Source organism: Geomonas agri (assembly GCF_020179605.1).
GTDB lineage: Bacteria > Desulfobacterota > Desulfuromonadia > Geobacterales > Geobacteraceae > Geomonas > Geomonas agri.
This window is the reverse complement of the sequence record NZ_JAINZO010000001.1, coordinates 1627147-1647328: the sequence shown is the minus strand read 5'-3', so window position 1 is coordinate 1647328 and position 20182 is coordinate 1627147. Positions and strand designations below refer to the sequence as shown.

The following is a 20182-nucleotide window of genomic DNA, read 5'->3' as shown; positions in this document are numbered from 1 at the left end:
GCCCCCGATGGGGTCCGGCCTTTGTTTTTACAGCCCCAGTTCCCGCTGGGCCGCTTCCAGGTACTCCCTTATCGACTGGGCGCTCTCCATGGCGAGCACCCGGTCGCCGATCTCGCGTGCCTTTTGTAGGGTGACGCGCCGCACCGCCTCCTTCACTTTGGGAATGTTGGGCGCCGACAGGCTGAAACAGCGCAGCCCAAGCCCCATGAGCAGTACCGCGTTGATCGGTTCTCCCGCCATTTCGCCGCACAGCGACGCCGGTTTTCCCGCGCTCGCCGCGGCATCCGCCACCTTCTTTATCGAATGCAGCACCGCCGGATGGTACGGGTCGTACCACTTGCGCACCCTGGGGTTGTTCCTGTCGCACGCCAGCGTGTACTGGATCAGGTCGTTGGTCCCGATGCTGACGTAATCGACCTCGCGGACCAGCATGTCGATCACCAGGATCGCCGCGGGGAGCTCCACCATCACGCCGAAGCCTATCTCAGGGTCGAAACTGCGTCCCTCGCGTGTCAACTCCTCCTGGACCTGCGCCAGGATCGCCTTGATGCGGCGCACCTCGTCCACTCCGGAGATCATCGGGAACATGAGGTTGCACTTCCCTGACCCGGACGCGATCAGGATGGCCGCCAGCTGCTCCCGCAGGATATCCTCGCGGTCCAGTGACAGGCGCATGGAGCGCCACCCCAGGAACGGGTTGTCCTCCTTGGGGTGCGGGAAGTAGGAGAGCCCCTTGTCGCCGCCGATGTCCAGGGTCCTGATGTGCACCGGCATGTCGGGGAAACCTTCCAGCACCTTGCGGTAGACGGATGCCTGCACTTGGCGCGTGGGGAACGAGGCGCGGGTCATGAAGGGGAATTCGGTGCGGTACAGGCCCACCCCTTCGGCCCCATGCAGGTGCGCCACCTTGAGGTCGCTCAAAAGGCCGATGTTGGCCAAGAGGGAGATGCTGCAGCCGTCTTGGGTGCAGGCGGGGAGGCCGCGGATCTCCTCCAGTGCGCGCTGCTTCTGGTCGAAATCGCCCTGCAGCCGCACGTATTCCTGCTTCACGGAGTGGTCCGGGTTCACGTAGACGCAGCCGGAGTTGCCGTCCACCACCACCTCGCTACGCACGCCGACCCGCTGCAGGAGCCCCTCGACACCGAAGACGGCGGGGATGCCGAGGGCCCGCGCCATGATGGCGGAGTGGGCATTCTGGTTCCCTTTCTCGGTGGCGATGCCGATCACCTTGCCGTGGTCCATGATGGCAAGGTCCGAGGGGAGCAGTTCGCGCGCCACGATGATGCGCTCCTCGCGCAGGCGCTCACGGTGTTTGCTGTGGCCGTTCAGGGCGTCGCAGATCCGACGTCCGATGTCCTCCATGTCGGCGGAGCGCTCGCGCAGGTAGGGATCCTCCATCCTGGCGAAGGCGGAGACGTAGGCCTCCACGACCTGGTTCACCGCGCGGTGCGCGCCGAGCCCTTCCTCAATGAGGGTGGTGATCTTGGCGATGAAGCCGCGGTCCTCGAGGATCATCAGGTGGCTGTGGAAGATGCCCGCGTCCGCTTCGGAGAGGATCTCGCCCATGCGCTTTTCCATGTAGATGGTATGGATGCGCGCCTTCTCCAGGGCCTGGTGGAACATGTTCAATTCTTCGGAGCGCGGCCGGGCCCGCTCCAGGATCGCCTCGTCGGTGGGGCCCCTGTGGTGCAGGATGGAGACCTTGCCGAGAGCGAAGCCGGGGGAGATGCCGATACCGGTCAGGGCGGCGGAGGAAGGGGACTTGCGGGCAGGGCGGCTGCCTTCCTTCAGGACGCCGCTCTTCTTGAGGCGGTCCACCTCGGCTGCAAAAAAGGCGCGTTCCTCCTCCTTCTTGCGTACCGAGTCGAGCAGTTTGGCGTTGGAGACGATGCTGGAGATCTGCCAGGCGATGGTGGAGACGGCACTGATTTCCTGGGGGGTGAAGGTGCGGGCCTCGCGGTTCTGGATGACCAGGACCCCCATCGGGTTGTCGCGTTCGAAGAAAGGGACCCCCAGGAAGGAGAGCACCTTCTCCTCCTTGGTCTTTCTGAAGTACTTGTAGCGTGGATGGCGGGGGGCGTTATCGGTGGCGACCACGCCGCGCTGCTCCATGACCAGGCCGGTCAGGCCCTCGGAGATCTTCATGGTGATGCCGACCGAGAGCCTGGAAAGGCCGCGGGTGGCGTGCAGGCGCAAGGTCTCGCCGTCCTTCTCCAGAAGGTAGATGGAGCAGACGTCGGAGGACATCCTCTTAGCCACCAGGTTAACGATGTTGTCCAGAGTCTCCTGCAGATCGTGGGATTGGAGAATCAGCGCGCTGATGTCCTCCAATGTCCTCAGTCCCAGTTGCTCACCAGCCTCCTCTGGCATTGCCTTCCCCTTTGCGTGTGATGCTCGCAGTATAGATGAGAAAAATGATATGTGAAAGGTTTTAATGCAATTTAAGTAGCTCTTAAGTTGGCAAAAGGGGGGCTTCTCTGTTATAGTGTGCGCCAATGAAATCCGATTGGAGTCGTGGAGGTGGCAATGGCAACAACTTTTGAGGAAAAGCTGGCAAACGGCATAGCGCAGATGGAGTCCGGCGAGTACGCTCAGGCCATCGAGGCTTTCAAGGGTTGCATCGAGCTGGAGCCCCAGAACGCTGAGGGATACTTCTACCTCGGCGAGGCGCACTCCGAGTCGGGGCACGTCGACGATGCCGTCGCCGCCCTCAAGAAGGGGCTGGAGCTGGCCCCGCAGGACCTGGACGGCCTGACCGCCCTGGGCGATGTCTACTTCGAATCGGGCAAGCACAAGGACGCGCTGGCCTGCTACCGCAAGGTGACCGAGCTGCAGCCCAAGGAGTGCGACGGTTACGTCAGCATGGGGCTGGTCTACAACGCCATGGAGCGCGCCGATGACGCGCTGAAGGCTTTCCAGAAGGCGCTGGAGCTCGATCCGGGTAACGTCTTCGCTCTGAACGCCATGGGGGACCTCTACTACGGCCTGGGTGACAACGAGAAGGCGATCGCCGCCTACCACAAGGGCATCGAGATCGATCCCACTGACGCCACCGCCCGCTTCAACCTGGGCGAGCTCTACTACGACATGGACGACCTCGAGGCTGCCGAGCGCGAGACGCTGGAGGCGATCCGGCTTGACCCGGACTTTACCATGAGCTACCTGACCCTGGGCAATATCTGCATCGACCAGGACCGCACCGCTGAGGCCATCAAGCACTTCGAGAACTACCTGAAGCGGGAACACTCGCCGCAGGCAAGGGAGATGATCGCCGAGGTTAAGGCTGTGATCGAGGGGCTTAAGGAAGAGATGAAGTAGGGGCCAGGACTAGAGACTGGTTAAAGTAAATATGAAGTGAGAAGGGGAGCCTGTTGGGGCTCCCCTTTTTTGTTGTTGCAGCGGGAGAGGCAAATCCCCACTGTCCCCCCTTTCGTAAAGGGGGGACGTTTGGGTGCCTTCTCGTGTTATGGCAGCGGCTCGGTGCTTCGGTGAGGCGTTTACTTCTTTATCTTTTTCAGGATGGCGTCGACGACGTGGTGGGCGTCGTTGACGGCGGTGTAGATCAGGTTCGGGTGACGCTCCTCGTGGATCGCCCCCTTGCTGATACGCATGTAGGAGGGGGAGATGGCGCCGCCGATCACGTAGACTCCCTTCCTGGTGGATTCAAAGTCGGCGGTGAGCAGCAATAAGCGGTCTCCTTCCTTGGCCACCTGGCACACGCCCTCGGCACAGGCGATGGTCTGCACGCCGATCTTGTCGTAGATGGAAGTGGGACCCTGGCTGCCAATGCAGGCAATGACGTTCTTCATCGGGAAACTCATGGCGTGGTAACGCTCGATACCGCCTGCCATCTTGTCCTCGCTGACCCGGATCACCAACCGGTCCACACCTTCGTCATCGACTTCGCCGATCCTCGGGGTGGCGCCGGGCAGGAGCCGGATGTTACCCCCCAGAAGGATCTCCTCGCCCAGGCGCTGCGCGGTTTCCTTGTTAACGTCGAAGGTTTCGGCAACGTGTGCCCAGTACACCGGCTCCTTGTCGTTGGCGTTCCTCTTCTCCTTCAGGATGGAAATGATGACGTCGGCGGCGGAATTGCCACCACCGATCACCAGGGTGCGTACGCCGATGTATTTCTTGGGATCGTCAAGACCCTTGGCGACCATCTTGGCGTCGCCGTACACGGAGAGTTCCTTGGGGATGGAGCTGCCGAAGGCGAGCAGCACCTTCTTGGCCTGGAAGGTGCCGCGGGAGGTGTGCACCTTCAGGTAGTCGCGACCTTCTTCGATGTTCTCGAACTGGGTGTCGGTGAGCACGTTGAGCCCTTCGTGCTGGACGAAGTGCTGCACGTACTGGATGTATTTCTCCACGGTGACCGGTTTGTCGGGCGGACGCAGCTCTTCCACCAGGAACGGTTCCGGGTTCTCCTTGGGTTTGGAAGGATAGACGTTCTTCCCTTCGGGGTAGGTGTTGGCAATGCCCTGGAAGATCGACTTGCCCCCCTCGATCAGGAGGTGGGAAAGCCCGTTTTTGTGACACAAGTAAGCAGCGGCCACACCACCGGGGCCTCCGCCGACGATAAGTACATCGTATTTTTGATCCATTGTGCTCCTCGCGGGTCTCTTTCTGGGTGTTCTATAACGGTACAACTATACACGTTTGGCCGGGTGCTTCCTAGCAATAATGAGAAGCGTGCTTGGCAAAGAGGCGGCATCGGGTAGTATAGGGAGGCAGTCCGAAAAAAACAACGCTGGCGAAGGAGGAGGGGCTATGGCCGAAAGAGACAACAAGGTGATGGTTGGGGCGCTGCTGCTCCTGGCCGGAGGGATCATCGGGGCTGGCGTCGCCCTTATGTACGCGCCGCAAAGCGGCGAGAAAACCCGCAAGGAGCTCGGCCGCTACGCCAAGAAGGCGCGCCGCAAAGGCGAAGAGGCGCTGGAGGCGGTTGAGGATTTCTCCGAGCAGGTGGGGGAGATGGCCGAAGCAGTTGGCGAGCGCGCCTCCGAGATCCTGGACCGCGGCAAGGACATGGCCTACGGCGCCAAGAAGGGACTTCTGAAGGCCCTGGAGGACGGTGAGGCGCGGCTGATGAAGGAGAGGTCGCGACTGGCCAAGCTGATAGGGTAGGGCCTCCCGCAAGGGGAGGGGGACAAGGCAAGCTGCCTGATGTTGGCAAGAAAAAGGCCCCGCATCATCGTCGATGCGGGGCCTTTGCTTTGTCTCAATCTTTGTCTTGGCCTGCCTTTAAATCCCCTTGCCGGTCAGCTTCACCAGCGCTTCCATGTACTTCTCGCCGGTCTTCTTGACGATCTCCTCGGGAAGCGGCGGGGCGGGAGCGGTCTTGCCCCAGTCCAGGGTCTCCAGGTAGTCACGCAGGAACTGCTTATCGAAGGAGGGCTGCGCACCGCCCGGCTTGTAGCTGTCCTTGGGCCAGAAACGGCTGGAGTCCGGGGTCATGCACTCGTCGATGATGATCAGTTCGCCGTCGTAGATGCCGTACTCGAACTTGGTGTCGGCAATGATGATCCCTTTCTGGTCGGCCAGGTCGCGCGCCTTCTCGTAGATCTTCAGCGTCACCTCGCGCACCTTCTCGGAGATCTCCTTGCCGCAGATCTCGCACATGCGCTCGAAGGAGATGTTCTCGTCGTGGGTGCCGAGCTCTGCCTTGGTGGAAGGGGTGAAGATCGGCTGCGGCAGGCGGTCGCTTTCCTTGAGCCCCTCGGGGAGCTTGATGCCGCAGATCGCGCCGGTCTGCTGGTAGTCCTTCCAGCCGGAGCCGGAGATGTAACCGCGCACGATGCACTCGGCCGCGAGCGGCTGGGCCTTCTTCACCCACATGGAGCGGCCGGCCAAGACGTCGGCGTAGGGCTGGCACTCAGCGGGGAAATCGGCCACATCGGTGGAGATGATGTGGTTCTTGATGATGTCTTCCATTTGGCGAAACCAGTAGGCGGAGATCTGGGTCAGGACGTACCCCTTGTTGGGTATGCCTTCGTTCATGATGACGTCGAAGGCGGAGATCCTGTCGGTGGTGACGATGAGCAGCGTCTCCCCGAGGTCGTAGATGTCGCGCACCTTCCCGCGTGCGGCAAGTTTGAGGCCGGGGAAGTCAGTGTTGAGTACCGGTGTTGTCATTGGTGCATTCTCCTTTTATTCGCGCTGAGCGTGAAAAGTGAAAGGTGAAGAGTGCACCCGCACCCTCCACCTCGCACTGTAACCTGTGGTACTTCCCGTCTAGTCCTGGAGCACCAGCGGATTGACGTCGATCTTGGCCTTGCTGCGCAGGTCCTTGACCCACTTGTCCAGGGCCTCCTGCTGTTTCTTGGGCAGCAGCGCCGCCTTGATGGAGCCGGAATCCTTGGCGAGGCCGGTAAGCGGCGCCTCGGTGCGGGACTTGAGCGCCACGGCGTACCAGCGGTCGCCCACCTTGAAGGGCTGCTTGGCGGCCTGGTTGGGAGCGTTGAGGGTGAAGGCAGCTTCCATTATCTCGGGGGATGCGCCGATGGTGGGCACCTGGCCGGTCGGAGCGTAGCCGAAGCTGCCGGTCTCCTTGGCGGCTACGCCGCCCTTGGCGAACTGTGCCAGCGCTTCCTCTGCCTTCTTCTTGGCGAGGTCGGCGGCCTTGATCGCGATGGCCTTGGCTTCGACGGCGCCCTTGATCTGGGCCAGCGGCGGAACGGCGGACGGCTTCTTGTCCAGCACCTTGACCAGGTAGATCCCCTTGGCGGTCTCAACCGGGCCACCAAGCTCACCTTGCTTCAGGGCAAAGGCGCGGGCGATTACCTCGCTCTCGCCGGCCAGCGCTGCCGCCGGTGCCTTGGCGGTGAACAGCTGGGTTTTTTCCACTTTGCTGCCCAGGGAGGCCGCGGCCCCGTCCAGGTCGCCGTTGGCCTTGAACTTGTTGACCGCGGTGGCGGCCTTCTCGTAAGCTTCCTTGGCTGCCTTCTGCTTCTGGGCGTCGGCGGTGGCCTTGTCCTTCACCTCGGCGAACGGCAGGATGCCCCCTTTGCCCTGGTAGCGGTCAATGTTCTTCTGGTAATAGGTCTGCACCTCTTCCGGGGACACGCTGACGTTGCCGGCGGCCTGAGCCGGGCTGACCAGGGTGTAGGCCACCGAGATCTGTTCCGGGGTCTTGAACTCGTTCTGGTGGTCCTGCAGGTAGCTGGTGAGCTCCTGGTCGGTCAGCTTGATGCTTCCCTTGACGTCGGCGGGGGAGAAGGAGACATAGGCGAGGTTCACCTTGTCGTTTTGCTTCTTGTAGGCGTCCTTAACCTCGGCGTCGGTCACCGTGGCGGATTCCTTGATCTTGTTGCGGGTCTTCTGCAGCAGCATCTCCTGCTCCTGGGACTCCTCGAAGTCCTTGGGGGTGATGCGGTTGGCCTTCAGGGTCTGCTGGTAGATGCCGAAGTCGAAGGCGCCGTTTCTCTGGAAGGCCGGTATTTTGGCGATCTCGGCGGCCACGTCGTCCTTCTTGACCTTGATGCCCATCTTCTTGGACTCGTCCAGGATGAGGACGTTGTCGATCAGGGTGTCGATGGTGAGTTTCTTGATCCCCATCTGCTTCTCGATTTCCGGGGTGAGGGAGCGGCCGTAGATCTGCTCGTAAAGGCCGCGGGTGCGGTAGTAGCTCTTTTGGAATTCTTCGAGGGATATCTTGGTGCCGTTTACCGTTGCCGCATAGCTCTTGCCACCGCGTCCATCACTGCCGCCCTTGCCCCAGACCAGGAAGATGGTCCCGATGAAAGAAAGAACGATGACAATGAATACAACTTTGATGACAATGGATTGCTTGTACTTCCTCATTACGCCTAGCATTCCGGTTCGGCTCCTTTGCGCTCATAAAATTGAGTCTATTTCATAATCAAGAGTGGCGAATGATAATATACTTTAATCGCAAAAGCAACGGTAGAATGAAGCAGTATACCGACATCCCTGTGCCCGGCGTGTGTCATGGTGCGGGTTTTCTTTCTTGCAAGGGTGTGTACCATTTGCTATATTTCCTCCTTTGACGCCGGGCAAGGGCCCGGCTATTGCGATAATTCAAAGGAGTTCATGCATGCTCAAGATTTTCGATGCCCTTTTCGGCATGTTTTCTAACGACCTCGCCATCGACCTCGGCACGGCCAATACCCTCGTCTATCTCAAGGGCAAGGGAATCGTGGTGCGCGAGCCCTCCGTGGTTGCGGTCCAGAAGATGCCAAACGGTCAGCAGAAGGTGCTCGCCGTAGGGATGGAGGCAAAGAAGATGCTCGGTCGCACCCCCGGCACCATCACGGCGATCCGGCCGATGAAGGACGGGGTCATCGCCGACTTCGATATCACCGAGGAGATGCTGCGCTACTTCATTCACAAGGTCCATAACAGAAAGACCCTGGTCCGTCCCAGGATCGTCATCTGCGTCCCCTCCGGAATCACCCAGGTGGAAAAGCGCGCTGTCAAGGAGAGCGCTGAGTCCGCCGGTGCCCGCGAGGTGTACCTGATCGAGGAGCCGATGGCGGCCGCGATCGGTGCGGGACTCCCCATCACCGAGGCGTCGGGCAACATGATCGTCGATATCGGGGGCGGTACTACCGAGGTTGCCGTGATCTCGCTGGCCGGCATCGTGTACACCAAGAGCGTCCGGGTGGGCGGCGACAAGATGGACGAGGCGATCGTCCAGTACATTAAGCGCAAGTACAACCTGCTGATCGGCGACCGCATGGCCGAGCTGATCAAGATCGAGATCGGCGAGGCATACCCGGGCACCCAGCTTTTGCACATGGAGGTCAAGGGGCGCGACCTCGTGTCCGGGATACCCAAGACCACCGAGATCGACTCCAACGAGATCCGCGAGGCGCTCTCCGAGCCGGTTACCGCCATCGTGGATGCGGTGCGCAATTGCCTGGAGCGTACCCCGCCCGAACTGGCGGCCGACCTGGTGGACAAGGGGATAGTACTGGCCGGCGGCGGCGCGCTGCTCCGTAACCTCGACGTGCTGCTGCGCGAGGAGACCGGTCTTCCCGTGGTGACCGCAGAAGACCCGCTCTCCTGCGTCGTGCTCGGTTCCGGCAAGGTGCTCGACGAACTCGCGCTGTTGCGCAACGTAGCGGTCAGCTCCTAGTTCCCCGTTCTCCCATTTGCCGTTTCTGCCCGAGGGATGCTCATGACCGACGTTATCATAGACGTCATCATACCCGTATGGAACCGGCCCGACGAGACTCGAAACTGCCTGGTCAACCTGATCAACCACACCCCGAATGCCCGGCTTATCATCGTTGATTGCGGATCCGAACGCGACACCGAGAGGATGTTGCAGGAGTTCGCGGACGGGCTGGACGAGCGCGCCCTTTTGATGCGCGACGACAGCAATATCGGGTTCGTGCGTGCCGTCAACCGCGGTTTTGAGAGCTCCGAGGCCCCTTTCCTGGCCCTGGTGCGCAACACCAGCATAGTAACTCCCCGCTGGCTTGACCCGCTACTGCAGTTTGCCCAGCAGCACGCCGAGGCCGGCATCCTGCTGCCCTGTCTCGATCCTGGCGAACCGTGCGAGGGCCCCTGCGAGGTTGCCAACGGCTCTTTCGCTGCCATGGTGATCCGCCGCGAGCTCTACCGCGAGATCGGTGGCCTGGACGAGCACCTGGACGGAGGTGCCTGGTGCCTCAAGGACTTTACCAGGCGCGCCTGCGCCAAGGGGTATTTCACCTTCCAGGTACCGGGCCCCCTGGTGAGTCACCAGGAGGAGGTACCGCTGGGGTCTGAGCTCAGGCGCCGGGAGATTCTGCAGCGCAGCATTGCCCTGTTCCGGGAGCGTTGGGGCGAGGGGGGGAGTTTCCTGGTGCACGTGCCCAAGGGGGTCGAACTGGACCTGCTTGGCCAGAAACTGGAGTCGCTGCTCCTGGGTGCGCGCCATGGCGACAGTTACACGCTGCTTTTGCCCCATGCCCTGTACGTGTCGGCCCAGCAGTCCGGGCTTTGCTGCCTGCACGAGAACGTGAAGCTGGTGCCGCTGCCGCGCCTGTCCTGGGACGGCATGAGGCGGCGGCTCTACCAGAAGCTGGTCGCCCAGCGTCCCGGCACCATGCCGGTGACCGCGGTTGACGGGCTGCCGTTTCCCTGGAGCGAGAGCTACCTCTCGTTCTCCGAACTTGCCGAGAGGATCAAGGGCCGGGTTCACTAGCATTGCCGCGGGGACACCCGCACATGGAGGTTTGATGAAAGAAGAGATCAAGGCCCAGCTCCAGGCCCACGCCCAGGTCATCGCGGCGCTCGAACGGGACCTCTGTCCGTCCCTGGAGAGCGCCGTTTCGCTTTTGGCCCAGGCGCTGCGCGACGGCAGGAAGCTGCTCGTGTTCGGCAACGGTGGTTCCGCCGCCGACGCACAGCATTTTGCCGCTGAGATCGTGGGGCGCTTCAAACTGGAGCGGCGCGCGCTGCCGGCCATCGCCCTCAGTACCGACACCTCCATCCTCACCGCGGTGGGGAACGACTACGGCTTCGACCGCATCTTCTCGCGTCAAGTCGAGGCGCATGCCGCACCGGGGGACGTGCTGGTCGGTATTTCCACCAGCGGCAACTCTCCCAACGTGCAGCTGGCCCTGGAGGCAGGCAAGAGCCTTGGGTGCCGTACCATCGCCCTCCTGGGCAAGGACGGGGGGAGCATCAAGGGTGTGGCCGAGCTCGCCCTGGTGGTTCCCAGCAATGACACCCCCAGGATCCAGGAGGGGCATATCACCATGATCCACATCCTGTGCGACCTCGTGGAGCGTGAACTTTTTTCGTAGCGGCGAGGCGGGAAGAGGCGGGAAAGGCCAGGGGTACCATGGAGCAGCGGCGGGCGGTTTTTCTTGACCGGGACGGGACCATCAACGAAGAGGTGCAGTACCTGAGCAGGGCGGAGCAGTTTCGGCTCATCCCCGGGGTCCCCTACGCCCTGCAGCGGCTCAAGGACGCCGGCTTCCTCCTGGTCGTGGTGACCAACCAGTCCGGCATCGGGCGCGGCCTGTACGACGAGGCGGCGCTGGAGGCGATCCACGACCGGATGCACGAGGAACTGGGCGATTTCGGCATCACCATCGACGCCTGCTACTTCTGTCCGCACCACCCCGAGCACGGCGTTGGAGACTACCGGGTGGAGTGTTCCTGCCGCAAGCCCGCACCGGGGATGCTGCAGCAGGCGGCACGCGATTTCGATATCGACCTCTCCCGCTCCTACATGATCGGCGACAAGCTGGCCGACGTGGAGGCGGGCATCAATGCCGGCTGCCGCGCGCTCATGGTGCGTACCGGCTACGGCGCGGCGGATTCGGCCCGGCTTCCCAAAGGGGTGCGGGCCTACGAGGACCTGCAGGCGGCGGTGGAGGCCATCATCATCGCCGAGGGAAAGGGGAAGCGCAGAAAACGCTGAACCGGCAGCAGTGAGTGACGTCCGCCTTCTTTTCGCGGCCGCTACCGACCGGTTTTCCATCACCGGCAGGAGCGGCCTTTTTCGATGGAGTGGGCATGAAGCCGTACCACCAGATCTTCCCGAACGCCGCCGGGTCTACCATGACCCTGGAACTGCTGGCGCAGAGCGCACGGATCCCGAGGGGGAGCTACGCGTTCGTCGAGTGCTACTGCACCACCCCGGGGTGCGACTGCCGACGGGTCGCCCTCCTGGTGCTGGACCAGAAGCAGCGGCAAAAGGCGATGATCTGCCTCGGCTTCGACGGCGACGGTCCCTTTTCCGGCCCCTACCTGGACGGCTCTACTTACCAAGTTCCTTATGCTGCCGACCTGCTTGACTTCTGCGTGCACACACTCAATTCCCGCCCGGACTGGGTGACGCGCATGTATGAGCGTTACCGCGAGGTGCGGGAGTTGATCGACGGCAGTCCCTACCGCGGCAGGGCATTCCCGCTTCCCGGCGATCTTTTCTACCGGGCCCTGCCGGCGCCGGACCTGGAGAGCATGCTCACCGAGTCGGTGCGGCACGGATTCACCCCCTCGTGCCCCCAGCCCCCTTGTGCCGGAGAGGGCAGCCCTTCGGGCCTCATGCGCCTGGTGGAACTGTACGCGCGAGCCGGGGTGAGCGCCCCCATCGCCGTCCTGCTCGGGCTGCAGGACGAACTCCACCGCCACCTGCTTGCCGACCCGCTGGCGGTGGAGGAATTGGCCTCGCTTTTGGCGACACTGGGACGCGATGCCAAGGCCGACCACGACCGGGTCTCGGCGGCGCTGAGGATCCTCTCCCTGACCCTGGAGTTCTACCAGGTGGAAGCGGCGGGGGGGCGCCCGGGGGCGAGGGCGCAGCTGCAGCGACTGCAAAGCGCGCTGGCACTGCGGGTGTACCGGGAGAGGAGTGGCACCCAGTTGCGCCTCTCGGTAGCCGACATCCTGCTGCGCAGCCGTCTGAACCTGATTGCCGAGCTGCAGGGCATCTGCCAGGCGGTTGAGGGGGAGGGCGAGGCGCAGGGATCACTCGATGTCGGCGCCGCCTCGAGCGAGGAGTTTGTCGCCGGCATTCTGAGGCATTTCGCCGCGGCGGGAGTGACCTGCCCCTTTGCCGGGGCGCAGGAGATCCTGGAACTGTTCTCGGTGAACGACCCGGAACTGAGGCCGGGCTTGACCTGGGAGCTTTTGACCGCAGACGCCCCCTTTCTGCGCGAAATTGCCGCGCTGCTGGTCTTCGACCCGGACCCCGAGCTCTCCCGCGAGGTAGCGCGGATGCTGGTCGCGGTGGCGGGGGCGACGCTGACGCCCACTACGCTCAGGCGCCTGATCATGGCGCGCAACTGGTTCGCCGAGCCGACCCGGAGCATCGTGGACCAGACCATCAACAACGCGCGCAGGGGCCGCGTCCCGTGCGCCCACCTGGAGCCTCCAGGCGAGGAGACGGTCTACGCGAGTTGCCTGGACGGTTCCGGCGGCCAGGTCTTCGATATCATCGTTGCCGACCAGGGTGCCTACGCCGGCTGCACAGTGACCCTTCTGGAGGAAAACGGTATCGCCGACTGCACCGTGGTGCGCCTGGAGACGCGCCGGGACCGGGAGGACTTCGTCAGGGCCGCCAGAAGCCGCCGCTGCTGCCTGCCGTCCACCGGTGACTACCTCGACCTGCGAGTGGGCATGGCACTCGCCGCCGGCAGCGAAGCGGGGAGGGTGCCGGGGCACTGGCTGGTCCGGGCAGCGGAGCTTTTGGGGCGCGACCACTGGAAAGGGAGCACGTGCGACCCGGTGCAGATGCTGCAACTGTTGGCCCAAGAGGCTAAAGGGGGCAGGCACCTGCGGAGCCAGTTCCCTTCAGGCGGCCATGAAGGTTCGCTGGACAGCCCCAGCGAGCAGCTGCTTGCCCTGGAGGAGTCGGGTCGGTGGCACGGCTACCGCGCCCTGTTCGGGCAGTGGAGGGTGGAAGGGAGCGCGGTCGACCGCGTTATCGAGGCGGCGCGCGGCGCTGGCAAGGCGCTCAAGACAGCGACGGTGCTGGAGCGGCTGTGCGACCAGGTCTTGGAGCAGCAGCGACCGGTGTTGCTGCAGCGGCTCGTGCTGCAAACACTGTGGCTGAAGGCGGCAGGAGGGGAGGCGCCCATCCCCTGGCAGCAGATGTATTACGTGGCGCAGGCGGTTGCCGATGACAGCATCGCCTTGAAGGAGATTCCCTTGGCAGTATCGATAGCACGCCAGAGTTACACGGCGTACCGCAAACGTAACGAACAACAACAGGTAGGGGAGTAATTGTAGTTTATGGAGATTTCACCGGTTCTTTTTCCCGTCCTGTTCCTTGCCGGCGCAGTTGCCGGCTGCATCGACGCCATCGCCGGAGGCGGCGGCCTGATCACCATTCCCGTGCTGCTCGGCATGGGGTTGCCGCCGCAGGCGGCGCTGGGCACCAACAAGCTCCAGGCCAGTTTCGGCTCGTGCTCGGCCATGACCCACTTCGTCAAGGCGGGCACCGTCAACCTGCGCGACGCGCTCCCCGGCGTCATCTGGACCACCATCGGCGCTATCCTCGGCTCCTACACCGTCCAGCAAATCGACCCGGGCTTTTTGAAGAAGTGCATCCCGTTTCTTCTGCTGGGGATCCTCTGCTACACCATCTTCACGCCGAAGCTCGGCGCCGAGGAGGTGCACCCGCGCCTGCCGCGCAGGCTCTTCTACACCCTGGCCGGACTGACGCTCGGCTTCTACGACGGCTTCCTCGGGCCGGGGACCGGTTCCTTCTGGGTGATCGCCATCATGCTCGGGCTCGGTTTCGACATGCGCAAGGGGACCGGGTACACCAAGCTGTTCAACTTCGTGAGCAACATCGTCTCGCTGGTGATCTTCGTGGCGGGAGGGCACGTGCTGTTCGGGGCGGGTCTGCTGATGGGGGCGGGGCAGGCGGTCGGCGCGCGCGCCGGGGCCAGGCTGGTGATCCACAAGGGGACCAGGTTCGTCAGGCCGGTGTTCATCTGCTCGGTTCTGGCAGTGACGGCGAAGCTGTTTTGGGATAGCTACCGCTAGGGCTGGAAGGTGCGGCTGCCACCCCGGGGGTGGCAGCTCGTGCAACTAAATCTCGCGCAGGTTGCCGGCTTCGGTTTCGGCGCCCAGGTCGCGGGCGTTCAGTTCCTGCTCCAGGTGGTTCAAAACCTCGGCCACCTGCTGTACATACTCCTGCGGCACGCTCTCCAAAAGACGCAGCGCGTTGTCCAGCCGCTTGGCGGCTGAAACGGCCGCTTTCAGGGGCACCAAGGGATTCGGCTCTTCACGCAGCGCGGCCACTTCCTTGAACTTCTTCAGTACGGTGGGATGACTCTTGTCGTCCTCGACCACGCGCTTTCTCAGATCGCCGTACTCTTCGGCGGAAAATCCCTTCTCTTCCTTGGCCTGACGCAACAGGTCTATCGACCTGAAATCGGGCAGGGGACGCAACTCCTCGCGCCGGTCCAACAACTGCGGCTCTTCCTTTTCCATGAACCGGTAGGCCATGGTCAACTTCTCGGCGGTGCCGCGCTTGATGCGTATCTCCTGCACGCAGTACTCTTCAAAGGTGCCGTAACCCCACTCGCGAAAACGACCCCTCTTGCTGACGTCCAGCAGCTTCTCGCCCAATTCGACCCACGACGACTTGAAGCGCTTGGCCTTGTCCAGCACCTCGTACCGGTCGCTCCCCGGCTCCAGGTGCTGCATGATGGCCTCGATGTGACGCTCGCTGCTCGACTTCGGTGTTTCCTGCATCGCTACCTCCCGTGCCCCGCACTTCTCGTGCTCAAAGCGTCAGCGAAATTATCAGAATCCGTCCGGTTTTTGAAGTTTTTTATCTTGGCTATCGCACTGAATCAGGTTAAACTTTTGCCTGCTTCACAACCGGCACGACAAGGAGTTCACTATGGAACAGCGTCTGACTGACATGGAGATGCTGATCATGCACCAGGGTCACATCATCGACCAGTTGAACGAGGTGGTCACCGGGCACCAGGCCCTCATCGATCAGCTCACCAAGGAATTGAAGATCATCAAGGAACACCTGCGCGGCCTGAGCGCTTCCGAAAACAGGCTCCCGTCCGAAGAAGAGCCTCCGCCCCACTACTAACGAAACAGGAATCACATGAAGACAGTTGCCCTCGGCTCTACCGGTCTCAGCATCAATCCCCTTGTTTTCGGCACCCTTCCGCTCGGCCCCCTGCAGGCCTCGCTCTCCCCTGAAGAGGGGGGGCGCCTGATCCGCTACGCCCTGGAGCGCGGCGTGAACCTCCTGGATACCGCCGAACTGTACCAGACCTACCCGCATATCCGCGCCGCACTGGCCGGGTACACCGGCGAGGTCTTCATCGCCTCCAAAACCCACGCCAACACGGCGCAGGCGGCGCGCGGCCACGTCGAGCGGGCGCTCACGGAACTGGGCGTGGAGCGGCTCGACATCGTGCACCTGCACGGCGCCCGGGTGGCGGACCCCTTCGTGGAGCGCCCCGAGGTGATCGAGACGCTGGTCCGGATGAAGGAAGAGGGAAAGATTGCCCACGTGGGGCTCTCCTCGCACTTCGTGAGCGCCATGGTTAAGTCGGTGCAGCACCCGGAGATCGAGGTGGTGCATCCGCTCATCAACCGGACCGGTATGGGAATCATCGACGGCACCCAGGAGGAGATGGCTGCCGCCATCGCCGCCTGCGCCGCTGCGGGGAAGGGCGTGTACGCCATGAAGGCCTTGGCGGGCGGCAACCTGATCTCCACGGCCCGGGAGAGCCTGCGCTTCGTGCTGGGGCTTGACGGGGTACACGGCATCGCCCTGGGCATGCTCTCGGAGGCCGAGATCGACGGCAACCTGGCGCTGTTCCAGGAGGGGCGCGCCGACGAGGCGCTCTGGAACACCCTGGAGGGGAGGCGGCGCAAGCTCACCATCATGGAGGCCTTCTGCAAGGGGTGCGGCGCCTGCGTGCCGGCCTGCACCAACAATGCACTGGCCATGGTGGACGGCAAGGCGAAGGTGGACGACGATACCTGCATCCTGTGCGGGTACTGCGGGGCGGCGTGCCCGGAGTTCATGATCCGGGTGGTGTAGGCGGCAGCGATGGCATTATGGGAATGATGGGGATGATGCGATTATGACGAGCAGCGGCATTGTCTTTAACGTGCAGCGGTACTCGCTGCACGATGGGCCGGGGATCCGGACCACGGTGTTCCTGAAAGGGTGCCCGGCGCGCTGCTGGTGGTGCCATAACCCGGAAAGCCAAAACGCCTCGCCGCAAACGGCATGGTCCCAGAATCGCTGCATCTCCTGCGATGCCTGCCTTTTGGCCTGCCACGAGGGGCTGCAACCGCGCGAGGCCTGCCGGGCCTGCGGTGAGTGCGCTGAAGCCTGCCCTACCGGTGCGCGCGAACTGCTGGGCTCCGAAACATCGGCGGACGAGGTGCTGCACACCATCCTCAAAGACCGCATGTTCTTCGAAGAGTCGGGGGGCGGCGTCACCTTTTCGGGGGGCGAACCGCTGTGCCAACCCGCCTTCCTCAAAGCCCTCCTCACCGCCTGCCGCAGCCACGACATCCATACCGCCGTCGACACGGCCGCAATCTGCCCGGCCGAGACGCTCATCGGCATCGCTTCGCTGGTAGACCTGTTCCTCTTCGACCTGAAGTGCGCGGACGACGCGCTGCACCTGGCGGGGACGGGCATCGGCAACGGCCGCATCCTCGACAACCTGGCACAGTTGGGACAGGTGCACCGCAACATCTGGATCAGGATCCCGGTGATCCCGGGCTTCAACGACACGGTGGGGGAGATGACGGCGCTGGCTGAACACGCCGCCCGCTCCGCCGGGGTGCGCCAGGTCTGGCTGCTCCCCTACCACGGCAGCTGGGCCGCCAAGCCGGCCCGCCTGGGTAATGAGCCGCCGGCCCAGGCCCTGGCGGCACAAACGCCGTCCACGCAGGATATGGAGAATTTCGCACGGCTCTTCAGAGCCCGGGGATTGGATACGCAGATAGGAGGGGGAGCCTAGATGAACGCAAGAACGGAACGACTGCGCCAGGAAAGCCTGGCCGCCGAGCCCACCATTTCCGCCGAACGGGCGCTGCTGCTCACCGAGTTCTACCGCGACAACGAGGGGCGCTGGTCGGTCCCGGTCATGCGCGCCAAGTCCTTCCTCTACCTCTGCGAGAAGAAGACCATCTACATCGGCGACGGCGAACTGGTGGTCGGGGAGAGGGGCCCGGCTCCGAAGCTGGTATCTACCTACCCGGAACTGACCTGCCACTCGGTCGAGGACCTGCGCATCCTCAACTCGCGCGAACTTACTTCCTACCGCGTCGACGACGCCTGCCTCAAGGCCTACCGGGATACCGTGATCCCCTACTGGGGCACCCGCAGCCTGCGCGACAAGATCTTTGCGGCGCTGCCCGAGGATTGGCACGAGGCCTACCGGCTGGGCATCTTCACCGAGTTCATGGAGCAGCGCGCCCCCGGTCACACGGTGCTGGACGACAAGATCTACCGCAAGGGGCTGCTCGACTTCAAGAAGGACATCGCGCAGGCCATCGATGCCCTCGATTTCGCCAGCGACGCCGACGCCTGGGCCCGCCGCGAGCAACTGATCGCCATGGACATCTCCTGCGACGCCGTCATCCTCTTCGCGGAGCGCCACGCCAAGCTGGCCGAGAGTATGGCCGCCGCCTGCACCGATCCCACCCGCAAGCAGGAACTGATGAAGATCGCCGCCAACTGCCGCTGGGTACCGGCGCACGCTCCCTCCGATTTCTGGGAGGCGCTGCAGTCCTACTGGTTCTGCCACCTGGCGGTGATCACGGAGCTAAACGGCTGGGACGCCTTCAGCCCGGGGCACCTTGACCAGCACCTGTTCCCCTTCTACCAGGCGGAGCTGAGTAAGGGGACGCTGAGCCGCGAGGGGGCACGCGAACTGCTGGAATGCTTCTTCGTCAAGTTCAACAACCACCCCTCGCCCCCCAAGGTCGGGGTGACCGCGGCGGAGAGTGGCACCTACACCGATTTTGCCAACATCAACCTGGGCGGGCTGCTTCCGGACGGCTCGGACGGCTCCAACGAGGTCTCGCACCTGCTTTTGGACGTTATCGACGAGATGCACCTCTTGCAGCCGTCCAGCAACGTGCAGCTGTCGCGCAAGTCCCCGGACGCCTTTTTGAAGCACACCCTGCAGGTGGTGCGTAGCGGCTACGGCTTCCCCTCCATCTTCAACGCCGACGCGGTGGTCGAGGAGCAGCTGCGCCAGGGGAAGAGCCTAGTCGACGCGCGTGCCGGCGGCTGCAGCGGCTGCGTCGAGGTGGGCGCCTTCGGCAAGGAGGCCTACATCCTGACCGGCTACTTCAACCTGGTGAAGATGCTGGAACTGGCCCTGCACGACGGCGTGGACCCGCTGACCGGCGTGCAACTGGGGCCGAAGACCGGCGCGACGGAAAGCTTCACCAACTTCGAGGAGGTTTTCGAGGCCTTCCGTGCGCAACTGGCCCACTTCCTGGACATCAAGATCCGGGGCAACCGGCTCATCGAGATGATCTACGCCGCGCAGATGCCGGCACCCTTCCTCTCGGTCCTGACCGACGACTGCATCAGCCGGGGCGTCGATTACAACGCCGGTGGCGCCCGCTACAACAACAGCTTCATCCAGGGGGTCGGCATCGGCAGCATCACCGACGCGCTCTCGGCCATCAAGGACCAGGTCTTCGAGCGCAACACCATTTCGCTGCAGGAACTGGTGGCCAAGCTCGATGCCGACTTCGCCGGGGACGAACCGCTCAGGCAGCGCCTTTGGAACAAGACCCGCAAATACGGCAACGACGACGATTACGCCGACGACCTGATGCGCATGGTGTTCGACGCCTTTTTCAACGAGGTGGACGGCAGGCCCAACACCAAAAACGGCGTGTACCGTATCGAGATGCTCCCCACCACCTGCCACGTCTACTTCGGCTCGGTCACCGGCGCCACTCCGGACGGGCGCAGGCGCGGGACGCCACTCTCCGAGGGGATCTCGCCGGTGCAGGGGGCGGACCGTGGCGGCCCGACCGCCGTTATCCGCTCTGCCGGCAAGATGGACCACATCCGAAGCGGCGGCACGCTCTTGAACATGAAGTTCTCCCCGACACTCCTCTCCGAAGCGAGCGGCCTGGACGGCGTGGCGAGCCTGGTGCGGAGTTACTTCCGCATGGACGGGCACCACGTCCAGTTCAACGTGGTCGACGTGGCAACCTTGAAGCGGGCGCAGGCGAACCCCTCGGAGCACCGCGACCTGATCGTACGCGTGGCCGGGTACAGCGATTACTTCTGCGACCTCTCCCCTGAGCTGCAGAACGAGATCATCGCCCGAACCGAGCACGCCTCGTTCTAACACCCAGGAGGGATCATGGCCGTCGCCCCGGGACGCTACCGCCACTACAAAGGAAACTACTACGAGGTCATCGGCACGGCCCGGCACAGCGAGACCGACGAGCCCATGGTGGTGTACCGTCCTCTCTACGGGGAGGGCGGGCTCTGGGTGCGTCCCGAGGGGATGTTCCTGGAAACGGTGCTGGTGGACGGGGAACTGGTGCCGCGCTTCCGCCTTTGCCCCGCGGACTGATTGTTCAGGGCTCGTTGCCGTTGCGGTGATGGCAGCTTTGTTCACCTCCTAACCCCCTCCTGCCTTCGCGGGCCGATGCGTTACGACGCGCAAGCCCGCAAGGGAGAGGGACCGCTTATCCCCTCTTATTGTCCCTCTCCGGGACAGTCATAAATCCCCCCAAG

Annotated in this window: 18 protein-coding genes; 13 read left to right on the top strand and 5 right to left on the bottom strand. The window is 63.3% G+C overall.

From position 1 onward, the window contains the following. Positions 1-27 precede the first annotated feature (27 nt). The gene (gene ptsP / locus K7R21_RS07065) at positions 28-2370 is read right to left on the bottom strand and encodes a phosphoenolpyruvate--protein phosphotransferase (protein WP_224982564.1); all 2343 of its coding nucleotides are present in this window, start codon (positions 2368-2370) and stop codon (positions 28-30) included. A gap of 156 nt (positions 2371-2526) precedes the next feature. Here ptsP and K7R21_RS07060 point away from each other — a divergent pair, with 156 nt between their 5' ends. Next, the gene (locus K7R21_RS07060) at positions 2527-3318 is read left to right on the top strand and encodes a tetratricopeptide repeat protein (RefSeq protein ID WP_224982563.1); all 792 of its coding nucleotides are present in this window, start codon (positions 2527-2529) and stop codon (positions 3316-3318) included. A 179-nt stretch (positions 3319-3497) separates the two neighbouring features. On the opposite strand, the gene K7R21_RS07055 is transcribed toward K7R21_RS07060, so the two are convergent. Then, on the bottom strand, positions 3498-4601 hold the full coding sequence (locus K7R21_RS07055; RefSeq protein ID WP_224982562.1) for an NAD(P)-binding domain-containing protein: 1104 nt from the start codon (positions 4599-4601) through the stop codon (positions 3498-3500). A 166-nt stretch (positions 4602-4767) separates the two neighbouring features. On the opposite strand from K7R21_RS07055, the gene K7R21_RS07050 reads away from it, so the two are divergent. Next, on the top strand, positions 4768-5124 hold the full coding sequence (locus tag K7R21_RS07050; protein WP_224982561.1) for a YtxH domain-containing protein: 357 nt from the start codon (positions 4768-4770) through the stop codon (positions 5122-5124). A gap of 117 nt (positions 5125-5241) precedes the next feature. Here the strand turns inward: K7R21_RS07050 and K7R21_RS07045 are convergent, their stop codons facing one another. Continuing rightward, positions 5242-6132, bottom strand: coding sequence for a phosphoribosylaminoimidazolesuccinocarboxamide synthase (locus tag K7R21_RS07045; protein WP_224982560.1), 891 nt, complete (start codon positions 6130-6132; stop codon positions 5242-5244). 99 nt (positions 6133-6231) lie between these two features. Continuing rightward, entirely contained in the window at positions 6232-7812 is a 1581-nt protein-coding gene (locus K7R21_RS07040; RefSeq protein WP_224982559.1) for a peptidylprolyl isomerase, read from the bottom strand. A gap of 241 nt (positions 7813-8053) precedes the next feature. Here K7R21_RS07040 and K7R21_RS07035 point away from each other — a divergent pair, with 241 nt between their 5' ends. The 6 genes from K7R21_RS07035 (at position 8054) to K7R21_RS07010 (ending at position 14454) form a co-directional block, all read left to right on the top strand. Beyond that, entirely contained in the window at positions 8054-9097 is a 1044-nt protein-coding gene (locus K7R21_RS07035) for a rod shape-determining protein (RefSeq protein WP_015720676.1), read from the top strand. 42 nt (positions 9098-9139) lie between these two features. Then, positions 9140-10153, top strand: coding sequence for a glycosyltransferase family 2 protein (locus K7R21_RS07030; RefSeq protein WP_224982558.1), 1014 nt, complete (start codon positions 9140-9142; stop codon positions 10151-10153). 34 nt (positions 10154-10187) lie between these two features. Further along, positions 10188-10757, top strand: coding sequence for a D-sedoheptulose 7-phosphate isomerase (gene gmhA / locus K7R21_RS07025; RefSeq protein ID WP_224982557.1), 570 nt, complete (start codon positions 10188-10190; stop codon positions 10755-10757). Between the two features lie 38 nt (positions 10758-10795). Continuing rightward, positions 10796-11380, top strand: a complete 585-nt coding sequence (gmhB, locus tag K7R21_RS07020) for a D-glycero-beta-D-manno-heptose 1,7-bisphosphate 7-phosphatase (RefSeq protein WP_224982556.1) — start codon at positions 10796-10798, stop codon at positions 11378-11380. Positions 11381-11475: 95 nt separating this feature from the next. Beyond that, the gene (locus K7R21_RS07015; protein WP_224982555.1) at positions 11476-13686 is read left to right on the top strand and encodes a hypothetical protein; all 2211 of its coding nucleotides are present in this window, start codon (positions 11476-11478) and stop codon (positions 13684-13686) included. A gap of 9 nt (positions 13687-13695) precedes the next feature. Then, a complete protein-coding gene (locus tag K7R21_RS07010) occupies positions 13696-14454 on the top strand; it encodes a TSUP family transporter (RefSeq protein WP_224982554.1) in 759 nt (252 codons plus the stop codon). A 45-nt stretch (positions 14455-14499) separates the two neighbouring features. Here the strand turns inward: K7R21_RS07010 and K7R21_RS07005 are convergent, their stop codons facing one another. Then, complete coding sequence (locus K7R21_RS07005) at positions 14500-15168, bottom strand: hypothetical protein (protein ID WP_224982553.1); 669 nt, start codon at positions 15166-15168, stop codon at positions 14500-14502. A gap of 151 nt (positions 15169-15319) precedes the next feature. Between K7R21_RS07005 and K7R21_RS07000 the strand changes: the two genes are divergently transcribed. Genes K7R21_RS07000 through K7R21_RS06980 form a run of 5 tightly spaced genes read left to right on the top strand, consistent with a single transcriptional unit; the run spans position 15320 to position 20018 of the window. Next, entirely contained in the window at positions 15320-15523 is a 204-nt protein-coding gene (locus K7R21_RS07000; protein ID WP_199389585.1) for a SlyX family protein, read from the top strand. A gap of 15 nt (positions 15524-15538) precedes the next feature. Next, positions 15539-16489: an aldo/keto reductase gene (locus K7R21_RS06995; protein ID WP_224982552.1), complete on the top strand. Its 951-nt coding sequence runs from the start codon at positions 15539-15541 to the stop codon at positions 16487-16489. Positions 16490-16532: 43 nt separating this feature from the next. Continuing rightward, positions 16533-17426, top strand: a complete 894-nt coding sequence (locus tag K7R21_RS06990; protein WP_224982551.1) for a glycyl-radical enzyme activating protein — start codon at positions 16533-16535, stop codon at positions 17424-17426. Further along, complete coding sequence (gene hypD, locus K7R21_RS06985; RefSeq protein WP_224982550.1) at positions 17427-19787, top strand: trans-4-hydroxy-L-proline dehydratase; 2361 nt, start codon at positions 17427-17429, stop codon at positions 19785-19787. Between the two features lie 15 nt (positions 19788-19802). Next, entirely contained in the window at positions 19803-20018 is a 216-nt protein-coding gene (locus K7R21_RS06980; protein WP_224982549.1) for a DUF1653 domain-containing protein, read from the top strand. The last annotated feature ends 164 nt before the right edge of the window (positions 20019-20182 follow it).